This is a genomic window from Rhizobium sp. GR12 (genome assembly GCF_036596185.1).
Classification (GTDB): domain Bacteria; phylum Pseudomonadota; class Alphaproteobacteria; order Rhizobiales; family Rhizobiaceae; genus Agrobacterium; species Agrobacterium nepotum.
Genome location: NZ_JASXTH010000013.1, coordinates 99,744 through 113,903, shown reverse-complemented (window position 1 = coordinate 113,903; position 14,160 = coordinate 99,744). Strand labels below are relative to the sequence as shown.

11 protein-coding genes are annotated in these 14,160 nt (G+C 58.7%); 7 read left to right on the top strand and 4 right to left on the bottom strand.

Annotation, left to right across the window (positions count from 1 at the left end; translation table 11 throughout):
• Nucleotides 1–170: 170 nt before the first annotated feature.
• From QSK43_RS21455 to QSK43_RS21445, 3 genes are all read left to right on the top strand, one after another.
• On the top strand, nt 171–752 hold the full coding sequence (locus QSK43_RS21455) for a thymidine kinase (protein WP_332305183.1): 582 nt from the start codon (nt 171–173) through the stop codon (nt 750–752).
• 126 nt (nt 753–878) lie between these two features.
• A complete protein-coding gene (locus QSK43_RS21450; RefSeq protein WP_045019125.1) occupies nt 879–1,331 on the top strand; it encodes a pseudoazurin in 453 nt (150 codons plus the stop codon).
• 238 nt (nt 1,332–1,569) lie between these two features.
• A complete protein-coding gene (locus tag QSK43_RS21445) occupies nt 1,570–2,727 on the top strand; it encodes a DUF2333 family protein (RefSeq protein WP_332305182.1) in 1,158 nt (385 codons plus the stop codon).
• A 22-nt stretch (nt 2,728–2,749) separates the two neighbouring features.
• Here QSK43_RS21445 and QSK43_RS21440 read toward each other — a convergent pair whose 3' ends face one another.
• Together QSK43_RS21440 and QSK43_RS21435 are read right to left on the bottom strand one after the other, a co-directional pair.
• On the bottom strand, nt 2,750–3,466 hold the full coding sequence (locus tag QSK43_RS21440; protein ID WP_332305181.1) for a helix-turn-helix transcriptional regulator: 717 nt from the start codon (nt 3,464–3,466) through the stop codon (nt 2,750–2,752).
• A 100-nt stretch (nt 3,467–3,566) separates the two neighbouring features.
• Nucleotides 3,567–4,088, bottom strand: a complete 522-nt coding sequence (locus QSK43_RS21435) for a TIGR00645 family protein (RefSeq protein WP_332305180.1) — start codon at nt 4,086–4,088, stop codon at nt 3,567–3,569.
• A 356-nt stretch (nt 4,089–4,444) separates the two neighbouring features.
• Between QSK43_RS21435 and QSK43_RS21430 the strand changes: the two genes are divergently transcribed.
• Nucleotides 4,445–6,685 carry a TonB-dependent hemoglobin/transferrin/lactoferrin family receptor gene (locus QSK43_RS21430; protein WP_332305179.1) on the top strand — a complete coding sequence of 747 codons (2,241 nt, stop codon included), beginning with the start codon at nt 4,445–4,447 and terminating at the stop codon, nt 6,683–6,685.
• 54 nt (nt 6,686–6,739) lie between these two features.
• On the opposite strand, the gene QSK43_RS21425 is transcribed toward QSK43_RS21430, so the two are convergent.
• The gene (locus tag QSK43_RS21425) at nt 6,740–7,648 is read right to left on the bottom strand and encodes an extensin-like domain-containing protein (protein ID WP_332305178.1); all 909 of its coding nucleotides are present in this window, start codon (nt 7,646–7,648) and stop codon (nt 6,740–6,742) included.
• Nucleotides 7,649–7,930: 282 nt separating this feature from the next.
• On the opposite strand from QSK43_RS21425, the gene QSK43_RS21420 reads away from it, so the two are divergent.
• A complete protein-coding gene (locus QSK43_RS21420) occupies nt 7,931–10,120 on the top strand; it encodes an anthranilate synthase (RefSeq protein WP_332305177.1) in 2,190 nt (729 codons plus the stop codon).
• Nucleotides 10,121–10,196: 76 nt separating this feature from the next.
• On the opposite strand, the gene QSK43_RS21415 is transcribed toward QSK43_RS21420, so the two are convergent.
• Entirely contained in the window at nt 10,197–11,144 is a 948-nt protein-coding gene (locus tag QSK43_RS21415; protein ID WP_332305176.1) for an HD-GYP domain-containing protein, read from the bottom strand.
• Nucleotides 11,145–11,438: 294 nt separating this feature from the next.
• Here QSK43_RS21415 and ade point away from each other — a divergent pair, with 294 nt between their 5' ends.
• Nucleotides 11,439–13,133: an adenine deaminase gene (ade, locus tag QSK43_RS21410; RefSeq protein ID WP_332305175.1), complete on the top strand. Its 1,695-nt coding sequence runs from the start codon at nt 11,439–11,441 to the stop codon at nt 13,131–13,133.
• Between the two features lie 330 nt (nt 13,134–13,463).
• On the top strand, nt 13,464–14,135 hold the full coding sequence (locus QSK43_RS21405; protein ID WP_332305174.1) for a hypothetical protein: 672 nt from the start codon (nt 13,464–13,466) through the stop codon (nt 14,133–14,135).
• The last annotated feature ends 25 nt before the right edge of the window (nt 14,136–14,160 follow it).

The window sequence follows — 14,160 nt, the reverse complement described above, 5'->3', positions numbered from 1 at the left end:
TTCCCGTCGCAGCACTTTTCAACTCTCTCCTTCACCGTCAAAAGACGCAAAGGCCGCAGCATCGGCGCAGGAACCGGAAGCGGTTTTGCAAGACCGATGCGCCGATCAAATAAGGCGGGCGCATCCTTGCGAAGCGTCCGAAGGACGCGAAGGCGCTCCGGGAGTGGATGATGGCAAAACTCTATTTCAATTATGCGGCGATGAACGCCGGCAAGTCGACCATGTTGCTGCAGGCATCCTATAATTATCAGGAGCGCGGCATGCGCACGCTGATCTTCACGGCCGCCTTCGATAATCGGGCGGGCTTTGGCCGGGTCGCCTCACGCATCGGCCTGTCTTCCGACGCGCGGACCTTCGACGAAAGCACCGATGTTTTCGCCGAAGTATCGGCCTTGCATGCCGAAGCGCCCGTCGCCTGTGTTTTCATCGATGAAGCCAACTTCCTGTCCGAGCACCACGTCTGGCAGCTTGCCGACATTGCCGACCGCCTGAATATTCCGGTCATGGCCTATGGCCTGCGCACGGATTTTCAGGGCAAGCTCTTCCCGGCCTCCAAAGAACTGCTCGCCATCGCCGACGAGCTTCGCGAAATCCGCACCATCTGCCATTGCGGCCGCAAGGCGACGATGGTCGCCCGTTTCGACAATGAAGGCAATGTCGTGAAGGAGGGCGCGCAGATCGACGTCGGCGGCAATGAAAAATACGTTTCCTTCTGCCGCCGCCACTGGGTCGAAATGGTCAAGGGCGACTGACGAGACAATTGCCCGGCTGCGTCCGGTTGCCGCATTTGATTTTTCGCAAGGATAGCTTGCCTGCTCCTGCGCTAAGACCATGCAGGCACATTCGCGTGGATGTGCTTTCTCGCAGGAGCAAAAGATATGCACGACAAAACCGCCACAATCGCCGGCCTCGCCATCGCAGCCAGCCTCTTTGCCTTTCCCGCCCTGTCCGCCGAAATCGAAGTGAAGATGCTCAACAAGGGCAGTGACGGCCAGATGATGGTCTTCGAACCGGCAACCGTCAGGGCGGCCGTCGGCGACGTCATTTCCTTCGTGCCCGTCGACAAGGGTCACGATGCGGCAGCCGTCAAGGAAATGCTCCCCGAGGGCGCCGCCGATTTCAAGGGCAAGATGAACGAGACGCTGAAGGTTACGGTCGAGAAGGAAGGCGCCTACGTCGTCAAATGCCCGCCGCATCTCGGCATGGGCATGGTCGCGCTCGTCGTCGTGGGTGATGCGGCGCCGGCCAATCTGGATGCCGTAAAGAACGGCAAGCTGCCGAAAAAGGCGCGCGAGCGGCTGGACGCCGAAATCGCCAAACTCGGCCTGTAATCGTCTGTCCCGGCGGTTCTGCGTCAGTGCCTGTTCCATGCACAGTCCGGGACGCCGGAACAGCCGGTGCGGACCGCAGGTTGAGAAAAGTTTCGCAATCATGTTGTATCCCGATTGAGCGGGACATATCTGGAGACAGTGAATGACCGCGGTTTTTTACGAAGCGCCGTAAGGCACCCGGCCAGACCACGGGTTTGTTCCGGCGTCCAGCCCCACGGGCAGAGGAGACTATGACGACATGATCGACCGGATAACCGCTTTGATTCAGGCAGCCTTCAACGCCATCGGCAAGGCCGCCAGTCTTGTCGTCGCATGGCTCCTGTGGCCTTTCATGGCCGCCCACGGCTGGTATCGCGGCCGCAACTGGATCATCAAGGGTCCGATCGCTCTGGTGCTCATCTTTCTCGTCGCCTTCTACGGATATTTCGTCTGGCAGACGCAGGTCTGGACGAATTTCGACGCGGATTACATTTCCCGTTACAAGCTTGCCGAACGCACCGTGCCGCCCGGACAGGAATTGCCGACCGCGACCACGACTGCGGCCGCCGGCGCAACCGGGGCCGCCGCAAACACATCCGCGCCGGTTTGCCAGCGCTCGGCCATCGTCGATGCCGCCGCCGACCTCACCGATTTCAACGTCAATCAGAACGCATGGATTTCCTCCATGCTGCTCTACCGTCTCGGCCTCTTCGGCATGGACTGGGACAGCACGCCGTTTCTGGACAACAAGGCGTCCTTCCAGCGCGGCGTGAACCAGGCGGTGCGCCGTACCTCGGTGGAACTGGTGGATACGCTCGGCCGCGTTCGTGGAACCTCGGGTATCAACAACAATCTTCAGGAAGCGCGCGGGAACATGCAATTCAGCGAATATTCCTGGTACTTCGGCCTCGACCCCTTCGGCCCCAAGACGCCGACACCCAGCTATTACCGCGCCGCCATCCGCAGTTTCCAGGCCTTTAACGGCGAACTGACCGCCTGCAAGGCCGTTTTCGACACCCGCGCCGACAACCTGATCCAGTTCATCGACCGCATCGCCGGCGATATCGGCTCGACCTCGGCAATTCTGCGCGAGCGTTCGGAGAACTATAATGGCGGCTGGTTCGACACCCGCGCCGACGACCGTTTCTGGTTCGCCTATGGCCAGCTCTATGGCTATTACGGCGTGCTTTCCGCAGCCGGATCGGATTTCGCGCAGGTCATTCGCGAACGCAACTTGACCAATCTCTGGAACGACACCCTGGGGCAGACCCGCGCGGCGCTGCGCATCCAGCCGGCGATCATCTCCAACGGTGAGGAAAGCGGCTGGATCATGCCCTCGCACCTCGCCACCATGGGATTTTACGTTTTGCGGGTTCGCTCGAACCTCGTCGAACTCCGTTCCGTTCTCGACCGGTAATGGCGCCGGCCCTGCGGCCGGTTCAGTCTATCAGGCGCAGGCGAATGGTCTTGGCCACCAGTTGCGCGCGGTTGACGCAATCGAGCTTGCGCATGGCGTTGTTCATGTAGGCATTGACGGTATGTTCCGAGATGGACAGAAGCTCGGCGATCTCCACCGACGTCTTTCCCTGCGCGGTCCAGCGCACCACGTCGAGTTCCCGTTTCGTCAGAGGCGACGGGCCCTTGGAGCCGGCGTAAGAAAGGCGGTCATAGGCCTCCAGGGCATGCAGCGCGATCATGCCCAGTTCGTTCAGCGACGATTGCGGCAAGGCATCGCGATCGCCGGCGAAATTCATCAGATGCCGGTTTCCGTTCATGCCGTTTACCGGCACCATGAGACCGGAGGTAATACCTATGCTGCTCAGCGAGGCTCCTGCATCCGCCAGCGTCTCACAGGCAAGCTCCGCGTCGTCGAGCGACCAATATTGCGGCATCATCGATGAGGCGCCGCGCTTGATAACGGGACAGTCGCCGAGCGCACCATCCCTGGTCATCGCGTTCACGACCCAGATCGGCAGGCTGCTTTCCACAATCGTCGGCTGGGCATAGCTGGAGCGGCCGCCCGGCAACTTCAGCAATGTCACATGGGAATAACCGAACGCCTGCATCACGTCTTGTAGCGCCGCCAGCCATTGCTGCCTGTCGGTGGCAACCGAAAGGTTCCGGCAAAGCCTGTCCTGGCGCTCCGTCGTCGACATTCAGGTGCCGCCGCCGGGCCGGCGTGCTTGAGCCCGGAGCGAAATACAAACGGCATGGGCAAACACGGTTACGAGCTTCATATCGGGTGAACTACCTTGGTTAAAGCACCTGTTTTTCAGACTTGTCCTTCGGCTTCGCCATCAATTTTTCCAGAAAACCGAGCATGACCGCCGAAACGACAAAAGCCAGGTGAATGATGGTGAACCACATCAGCTGGCTATCCGTATACTGACTGGCGTTGAGAAATATCTGCAGCAGGTGGATCGATGAAATCGCCACGATCGACGATGCAACCTTGATTTTCAGGCTGCCCGAGTCGAGCTTGCCCAGGAACGAAACCTCGTCATCCGCCTCGTCGAAGCGGCTGACGAAATTCTCGTAGCCGGAGATCATCACCATGACGATGAGGCTGGCGACCAGCGCCGCATCGATCAGCCCGAGCATGGCGAGGATCATGTCTGATTCATCGTAGTTGAAAACGTTTTTCGCGACCTTCAGGAACTTGAGCGCGAAGGAAAACGCATAGACCGCCAGTGCCGCGACGAGCCCGAGATAAAAGACGACGAGCAGCCAGCGGCTGGAGAGAATGATCCGCTCTACGAGCAGTTCAAGAGACTTCATTTCCGTATCCGTTTAATTTTCTGTCTATTGTCAGGGTATGCTTTCTTTCGCCATGTAAACTGGCTGCGAATATCCTAGCAAGCGGCAATGTCGGGACTTTGGCCGAACCGGGGCGTTTTTGGCCCTATCCATTACTTTGGTCCAGCCTGACAGAGCGTCACATTTTTGCCACGTACTTTTACGCTTTAAAACATGATGATAAAAGTCATATATAATATGTTGACAGTTATCATCATGTTTTTTAGTGCTCACTGATCGGCTCGTCCGTAACACATCAAAACAGTTTCAGCCGCGACAGCAAGCGCGGCGCGTTTTTGCGCGCCGTGGTTTCTCCGCGCGTTTACCGGGGGTATTCAATGTCCATCTCGCGCACGCATTCCGCGCTGCTTTTGTGCACTGCCATGTCTCTTCTGCCCTTTGCCGGGCCTGCCCACTCGCAGGACGCGGCGTCGCAGACGAACGGCACCACCACGCTCGAGAAGATCGTGGTCAAGGGCAAGCGCGTGAAAAGCGCGAACGCCGTCGCCGACACGCCGCTTGCAAGCCAGACAACGGCGGAAGACATCCGCAAGAAGGATATCGGCAGTATCAAGGACCTCGGAAACTCCACCGAGCCGGGCGTCGATTATGTGGATGCCAAACCCGGCAGACCCGGCGGCCTGTTCATTCGCGGCCTCGGTGGCGCACGCGTCGTAACCCTGATCGACAATATCCCTGTTCCCTACTTCAACAATTTCGCCCGCCAGGGCCAGGCCACGACGACCCTGAGCGATACGAATTCGACCTTCGATTTTTCGTCGCTCTCCACGGTTGACGTGGTACGCGGCGCAGATTCCAGCCGCATCGGCTCCGGCGCTCTCGGCGGCGCGCTCGTTTTGCGGACGCTCGAGCCGGAAGATCTGATCGGCGAAGGCAGGGACTGGGGCGGGGTTGCGAAAACCACCTATGACAGCGAGGACAGAAGCGTTGGTGGATCGCTCGCGGTCGCCAAAAAGATCGAAAACACTTCGGTCCTGTTCCAGGGGTCTTACAAGCGCGGCAACGAGGCGGACAACAAGGGAACGGCCGATATCTACGGCACGCGCCGCACCAAGCCCAACCCGGCCGACACCTACGAGAGCAACCTGATGTTCAAGATCCGTCAGGATCTGGAGGGTGGCCATCGCATCGGCCTGACGGCGGAGCGTTTTTCGCTCAGAGACCGCAGCGATATGCGGACCCTGCAGGGCGTCAGCGTTTCGGGATCGACCTACCGGATCGGCGATTACAGGGGCTATGAGGATACGGAACGCGAACGCGTATCGCTTGACTACGAATATGAAGCGCCTTCAACCGACGGCCTGATCGATGCTGCCAATCTGTCGCTCTACTGGACGCGCCTTACCAAGGAATCCGGCGCTGGCGACCGGCTGACCAACAATTCGCTCTATATTCGCGAAGACAGCATGCGCAACAGCGCTTTCGGCATCGTCGGCGGCCTCGAGTCCGGCTTCGAACTTGGCGGCGTGCAGCATACGGTCCGCTTCGGCGGCAACGCCATGACAACCGACTTCAGCCAGGAGCTTTACGCCAATACGGGAGGAGTGACCTCATCGTCGCAATCGGACATGCCTGACGTGAGCGGCAAGAGCCTCGGCCTCTATCTCGATGACGAAATCGCGTTTGGGAACGGTTTCCGCCTGACCCCCGGCCTGCGCTTCGATTCCTACGATTACGATCCGGACGGCTCGGTATCCAGCAACGGCGGTTACAACACTTTCGGCCTGCCGAGCGGTAATAGCGGCTCGCGCTTCTCGCCGAAACTGCTCGCTACATACGACGTGACACCGGAGTTGCAGCTCTTCGCTCAATGGTCGATGGCTTACCGCGCGCCGACGATCAACGAACTATACCTGAACTTCTCGAATATCAGCTCCGGTTATGCCGTGGTCGGCAACTCCGCCCTCAATCCCGAAACCAGCAACGGCTTCGAAATCGGCGCGAACTACGCCTCCGGCGATCTCACGGGAAGCCTGACGCTGTTCCACAACAAGTACAAGAACTTCATCGAGCAATATACGACCTCGACGACGCTCTTCCCCGGCTTCGGCGGCAGGGGCAACGGATCGCTCTTCACCTATCGCAACCGCGCCAACGTCGAGATCTCCGGTGTGGAAGCCAAGGTTCGCAAGGAACTCGCAAACGGCTTCTTCGCCCACGCGTCACTCGCTTATGCCTATGGCAAGGACACGGACAGCAACGAATTCATCCGCACGGTGGCGCCGTTCAAATCCGTCCTCGGCGTCGGTTACGCCCAGGAGACATGGGGTACGGAATTTACCGGCATCTTCTCCTCGCATATGCGTGACGACAAGGTGGCCACGACCTACGACGCACCCGGCTACGGCATCTTCAACCTGACCGGCTGGTGGGAACCGGAACAGACCAAGGGCCTGCGCATTCAGGCCGGCGTCTATAACCTGTTCGACAAGCAATACTGGAATGCCGTCGGTGTTCGCGACGTTAACCCCAACGCCGTCAGCACCGTCAACCAGCCGGTCGACTTCTATACGGAAGCAGGCCGCAGCTTTAAAATCTCTCTGACCCAGAAATTCTAAGCCGGGTCGGAACATCATCTCCAGTCGGGGCGGCCTTCGGGTCGCCCTTTTTTATCAGCGGCAGTAGAGATAACCGCCCTTTCGCTCCAGCACGTCGAGATGCAGGTGATCCTGATGGGTGGCGTCGCTGCCGGGTGAGAGAACGGTGCGGAAGAACAGGCAGGCGGCAGCCGTAATCGTTCGCTGGAAGGCACCTTCCGCTGTTCCGTCCTCGCCGCGCGGCTTCATCACCAGCGGCTCGCCCTTGTCGAAGGCGATGGTGGAAATATCCACGGCATTGCCTCTGGCATGTTCGGAGATCTTGCCGTTTTCGGCGCTGTTGCGGTTGCGGCAGATATAGGTCGAGGCACTGGCAATTGCCGTCACCTTTCTCTCCGGCAAGGCGAGGGCCGCCGCCGGCAGCATCATCTCCTTTGTCCAGCGGGAAAGCGCAAGGGCCGTCTCGCAGCGCATGGTGCCTGATGGTTCAAGCTTGATGCCCGGCAGCACCACGGAAAGCTCGATGGGAGCCTCGATGCCGCACCCCTGCTCCTCGTCGCGGATCGGTTCGAGCTGTTTGAACTCCGCACCGATGTCCTTCAATGCGCCAAGACACGCCTGAAGCGCTGCCGGGTCTTCCGGCCTCACCGGCTCCGGCTGTTTCTTCTCCGGCTTGGCCGTCTCGCCAGCCGGTGCCCCGGTCTCATCGTCCTTTTTTTCCTTGTCGTCTTTCTTCTTGTCCTCGGAACCCTGCCCGTCCGGAACAGGCTTCCCTTCGGATTTGTCTTCTTGCGGCGATTGCGGCTTGGGGATCGGCTTCGGTGTCTCGTCCGGCGTTTGCGCGCCTTTGCCATCGGGCTTTTCCGTGTCGGCGGGCGTTTGTCGCTCGTCCGGTTTTGGCTGTGGCACCGGCACCTGACGCGGCGGTTCGGAGGCGGAAATGAATGCGAGGCTCATCATCAGAAGACACAGGCGATGAAGCATTTTGCGGGGCACTCCTGACTGTTTCGGCAGGGCAGGAACGCAACTCGCGCCGGTAAGGTTCATTCCGTCGCCGGAATCCCCTTGCCAAGGCGAATTGTGCAGGCTAACAATTTTGCCATGAACATCGTGTCTAAGAACATTGCTAACTGGTGGTGGGGTAGCTTCACGCGGCCTTGACCAGTCATGTCTTCAGACAAAGTCCAAGCCGCCCGAATTTTCAGGCGGCTTTTTTGTTATTCTGCCGCCTGTCATCGGGCCTGAACAACGGGAAGTACGAAAGAAATGGTAACGATCATTCAGGATGACGGAGCGGAAACCTACGAGACGAAAGGCGGCATCAAGGTCAGCCGAAAGCGTCGCGCCGCCGATTATGCCAGCGCCATCGACAATTACATCGAAAAGCTCGATGCCCATCGCGGTGCGGTTTTCTCGTCCAACTATGAATATCCGGGCCGTTACACGCGCTGGGATACGGCCATCATCGACCCGCCGCTCGGCATTTCCTGCTTCGGCCGCCAGATGTGGATCGAAGCCTATAATGGCCGCGGCGAAGTGCTGCTCGACTTCATCACCGAAAAGCTGAAGGCGACGCCCGATCTTACGCTCGGCGCATCCTCCGTCCGCCGTCTCGACCTAACGGTCAACGAGCCGGACCGCGTCTTCACCGAAGAAGAACGCTCGAAAATCCCGACCGTCTTCACGGCGCTGCGCGCTATCGTCGACCTGTTCTATTCGAATGCGGATTCGGCCATCGGCCTGTTCGGCGCCTTCGGTTACGATCTCGCCTTCCAGTTCGACGCGATCAAGCTGTCGCTTTCCCGGCCGGAAGACCAGCGCGACATGGTGCTGTACCTGCCGGACGAAATCCTTGTCGTTGACCACTATTCCGCCAAGGCCTGGATCGACCGCTACGATTTCGAGAAGGACAGCGTGACGACGGACGGTAAGGCCTCCGACATTACGCCCGATCCCTTCAAGACCACCGATACGATCCCGCCGAAGGGCGATCACCGTCCCGGCGAATATTCCGAGCTGGTGGTGAAGGCCAAGGAAAGCTTCCGGCGCGGCGATCTGTTCGAGGTCGTTCCCGGCCAGAAGTTCATGGAACGCTGCGAAAGCAATCCGTCGGCGATTTCCCGCCGCCTGAAGGCGATCAATCCGTCGCCCTATTCCTTCTTCATCAATCTCGGCCATCAGGAATATCTGGTCGGCGCATCGCCGGAAATGTTCGTGCGCGTCTCCGGCCGCCGCATCGAGACCTGCCCGATATCAGGCACCATCAAGCGCGGTGACGATCCGATTGCCGATAGCGAGCAGATCCTGAAACTGCTCAACTCGAAAAAGGATGAGTCCGAGCTGACCATGTGTTCGGATGTGGACCGCAACGACAAGAGCCGCGTCTGCGAGCCGGGCTCGGTGAAGGTCATCGGCCGCCGCCAGATCGAGATGTATTCGCGCCTCATCCACACGGTCGATCACATCGAGGGCCGTCTTCGCGACGATATGGACGCCTTCGACGGCTTCCTCAGCCACGCATGGGCGGTAACGGTGACAGGTGCGCCAAAGCTGTGGGCCATGCGCTTCATCGAAGGCCACGAAAAGAGCCCGCGCGCCTGGTATGGCGGCGCGATCGGCATGGTGGGCTTCAATGGCGACATGAATACCGGCCTGACGCTGCGCACCATCCGCATCAAGGACGGCATCGCCGAGGTGCGCGCGGGTGCGACGCTGCTCAACGATTCCAACCCGCAGGAAGAGGAAGCCGAAACCGAACTGAAGGCATCCGCCATGATCGCCGCCATTCGTGACGCGAAAGGCACCAACTCCGCCGCCACCAAGCGCGATGCGGCCAAGGTGGGCACCGGCGTCAAGATCCTGCTGGTCGATCACGAAGACAGTTTCGTGCATACGCTGGCGAATTATTTCCGCCAGACGGGCGCCACGGTTTCCACCGTCAGATCGCCGGTCGCAGCTGATGTGTTCGATCGTTTCCAGCCGGATCTCGTCGTGCTTTCGCCCGGCCCAGGCAACCCGACGGATTTCGACTGCAAGGCGACGATCAAGGCCGCCCGCGCCCGCGATCTGCCGATCTTCGGCGTCTGCCTCGGTCTTCAGGCACTGGCGGAAGCCTATGGTGGCGAGCTTCGCCAGCTTGCGGTGCCGATGCACGGCAAGCCCTCGCGCATCCGCGTGCTGGAGCCGGGCCTGGTCTTCTCCGGTCTCGGCAAGGAAGTAACCGTCGGCCGTTACCACTCGATCTTCGCCGATCCCGCCACGCTTCCGCGTGATTTCATCATCACCGCAGAAAGCGAAGACGGCACGATCATGGGCATCGAACACGCCAAGGAACCGGTGGCCGCCGTTCAGTTCCACCCGGAATCGATCATGACGCTCGGCCAGGACGCCGGCATGCGGATGATCGAGAATGTCGTGGTGCATCTGACCCGCAAGGCAAAAACCAAGGCGGCGTAAGCATTCTGCATCGGCGGCGTCACTTCGGCGTCGCCGGGCAGGCCTCAAACCGCGCGACTTCGCGGTCGGCTGCCATCTAGCCGCGCGGCAGCGAGGCGGAAATGCACAGAGCGAATTTCTTCAAAAGCTGCATGTCGAAATGGCCTTCCCGGCGCAACATCCAGGTCAGCGCATCATTCGCCGTCCATGGCTTCTTGTAGGGCCGCACCGAGGTTACGGCATCATAGACGTCGCAGATCGCCGCAATCCGCGCGTAAAGGCTGATCTCGTTTCCGACACGCCCACTCGGATAACCGCCGCCATCCATCCGCTCGTGATGATTGAAGCAGACATCGAGAACCATGGCGGGCATCTGCTCGTTGCGCGATAATATATCCCGGCCGAATGCGGGGTGAAGATTGATGATTTCCCGCTCGTTGGCGTCCAGTCCTTCCGTTTTGTTGAGGATCGACGAGGGAATTTCCACCTTGCCGATATCGTGCAGCAGCCCGCTTATGCCGAGCAGATCGACCGTTCCCCTGTCCAGCCCGAGATGATTGCCAAAATGGATCATCAACCCGCTGACGGACACCGAATGCACGAAGGTCGTCTCGTCCTTCGATTTCAACCGGGTGACGCCGATGAAAATCGCCGGGTTCAACTGGACGGCATCTGAAATCTTTCCGGCCGCCTCCGCCATGCCTTTCAGCGATACGCAGCCGCCGGCTTCGGCAACGGCAAAGGTCCCGGCGATAGCATCGGCAGCCGAGCGCACGGCATGGGTGACGACGGCCATGGTCTCGGAAGAATTGTCCGGTTGCCGCGAGGCGGTCCCGGCGGAACGCGGCCTGCCGTCGATATCATTTCCCTTGGCGGTGTTGATGATGATGCTTTCAGCGCCGCTCAATTTCAATTGACGCATCAGCGCCTCATGCCGCAGAAGAAAGCGGTGCCGCCGCAAAAATTCATTGTTCGAAAACGCGCCTTCGACCGCTTCGATAAACATGCCAATCGTCAATTGCTGGGTGGAAATTCGTTTGAGCATTAGACGCTTTTATTTTCCTTCCCGGGGATGATAATCTCGACCCGCAATTCGCAAAAAACGCCGACGCTGAAACCGGCCTCCCTGCAAAGATTAACTTACGTATTCCAGACATTGTTCAAATGTAGAGTTCAAATGTAGAAATTGAAAAATAAGATAACACGAATATGAAAATTTTTTACTCTGGATATATTTAAAACACAAAGAATCAATTCAAACAAACCAAGAAACAACCTGAGAATGTAAATACTGAAAATTCTCGCAGACGACGTAAACCAGGAGCCGAAGAAAAGCCGCATGAATTCGAAACTTGAAACGCGCATCGATCAGGGTACGGGCCGCGAACCGGCGGATATGGTCCTCAAGGGCGGACGATTCTTCGACCTTGTGACCGGGGAACTTGTCGCCTCGGATATCGCCATCTGCGGCGATACTATCGTCGGAACAGGCGAAAGCTACGAGGGCCGCCGGGAAATCGATATTTCCGGAAAGATCGTCGTTCCGGGTTTCATCGATACCCACCTCCACATTGAATCGTCGCTCGTCACACCGCACGAATTCGACCGCTGCGTTCTGCCCTATGGCGTGACCACCGCCATCTGCGACCCGCACGAGATCGCCAATGTTCTCGGCGTGGAAGGGCTTCGGTTCTTCCTCGACAGCTCCATGGAAACCATCATGGATATCCGCGTGCAGCTCTCCTCCTGCGTGCCCGCGACGCATCTGGAAACCTCGGGCGCCGATCTGCCGATCGAAAAACTGCTGCCGTTCCGCGATCACCCGAAGGTCATCGGGCTTGCCGAATTCATGAATTTTCCGGGTGTCGTCCACAAGGATCCGGTATGCATGGCAAAGCTGGAAGCCTTTCAGGGACAGCACATCGACGGACACGCGCCGCTTCTCTCGGGAACGGCGCTGAACGGTTATCTCTCGGCCGGCATCCGCACCGAGCACGAATGCACGAGTGCCGCCGAGGCGCTGGAAAAAATCCGCAAGGGCATGCATATTCTGGTGCGTGAAGGCTCGGTTTCGAAAGACCTGCACGCCCTGATGCCTGTTATCACCGAACGCCTTTCGCCCTATCTCGCACTCTGCACAGATGACCGCAATCCGCTCGATATCGCCGAACAGGGCCACCTCGACTACATGATCCGCACGGCAATCGCCAGCGGCGTGGAGCCGCTCGCCATCTACCGCGCCGCCTCGATTTCCGCCGCAAAGGCCTTTGGCCTGCGTGATCGCGGCCTTATCGCGCCGGGCTGGCGCGCCGATCTGGTGGTGATCGACAGCTTGCAGAACTGCAAGGCGGGCATGGTGCTTTCCGGCGGACGGATCGTCGATGACGCCTTGTTTGCCACCCGCAAGCCGGTCGCGCCCGTCGGCCTCGACAGCGTCAAGGCAAGACCGGTGCTCGCCGCCCATTTCGGCGTGCCGGTCGCGGAAGGTGAGACCCCTGTCATGGGCGTGCTTCCCGGCAAGATCATCACCGAACATCGCCGCTACGTTCTGCCGACGGACGGCAACCAGACGACCGTCGATCTTGCAAACGACATCATCAAGGTCGCCGTCATCGAACGCCACGGCAAGAACGGCAACCACGCCAACGGTTTCGTACAGGGCTTCGGGCTGAAAAAAGGCGCCATCGCCTCCACCGTCGGCCATGACAGCCACAATATCTGCGTCGTCGGCGTGAACGAGGACGACATGGCGCTGGCAGCCAACCGGCTCGGCGAAATCAAGGGTGGTTTCGTAGTGGTCGAAGACGGCAAGGTGACCGGCGAAATCCCGCTCCCCGTTGCCGGGCTGATGAGCCTCGAACCCTATGAGACGGTGCGCGATACGCTGCACGCCCTGCGCAAGGCCGCCTATGCGCTCGGCACGACGCTCGAGGAACCCTTCCTGCAGGTGGCTTTCCTGCCCCTGCCCGTCATCCCGCACCTGAAGATTTCCGACATGGGCATGGTGGATGTGGATCGGTTTATGTTGATCTGATTGACGGGAAATCTATCGATCGGAAGCAGCGAAACACGCTTGATCAGCGTCTCTGATGGGCCGAGATAACAATTATCTAGTCCCTCATTCCTGCGCTTGTCGCAGGAATGAGGCAAGCAGGATTCACAAGAAGCAGAAACCCTTATGTTCTGCTCTCCGCCTCTCTTCTTATTAGGCTCGCGGCCGGTAAGTACAACGTAGCAGAACCTGACCAAGTCCTCACAAAACACAACGTAAAGATAGATTCGGACAAGTTTAATATTCTATTTATGGCCGTGTTTATTTGAGGCCCCACGCATTTGATCGCTGGCCTATATTTGAGGGACCCCAATGCAGATTCCCGGAAGCAATTATTCGGCCTATACGACCTCGACCAGAAACGCAGCCTCTCCAAGTGGCGTGGCAGCGACAAAACCTGATTACGCCAAGCTGGCTGACTACGACAGTCGCGACAATGTCATTTTTCAGAATTTGCTGAAGAACCCCACCGTTCAGGACAACGTCGTTCTGAATGAAGATGGGACCTATTCCTTTATTATGGGCGAAGACGTGCTGAGTAGAGAAGAAGACACCATGCGCGCGCTGATAGAAGAGCAAAACGGAGATTTCTTTCCGCCGGGAGATCAGGCGCCCTATTCCAAAACTGAACTTACGATGTTCAGGCAGATGACGGGTTACAACCTTCTGCAAGCCGGGGGCGGATATACGGTCGTTGACGACTTTGGACGCGTGCCACTCCCTGGTGATCAAAAAACGGTGTTAGCTGTATGGGAGATGTTCGACCTTGCGAAAGGCATTCAGGAGTTAGACAAGCCAGGCAGCGAGATAAACATCGATGGCCTGAAAGCCGTTGCCACGATGCTCCGGGATCGTTCCGGGGCTGACACCGGACTTTATCAGCACCTCATCGATATGTTGACTGAGATGGGGAAAGCGAGCGATCGCGCAAATGAAAATATCGATGCTCTTTTAAAAAGCGACCTTCCAAAAACAGAAACGTGAGCATCAACCAAATCAACCTACCTCG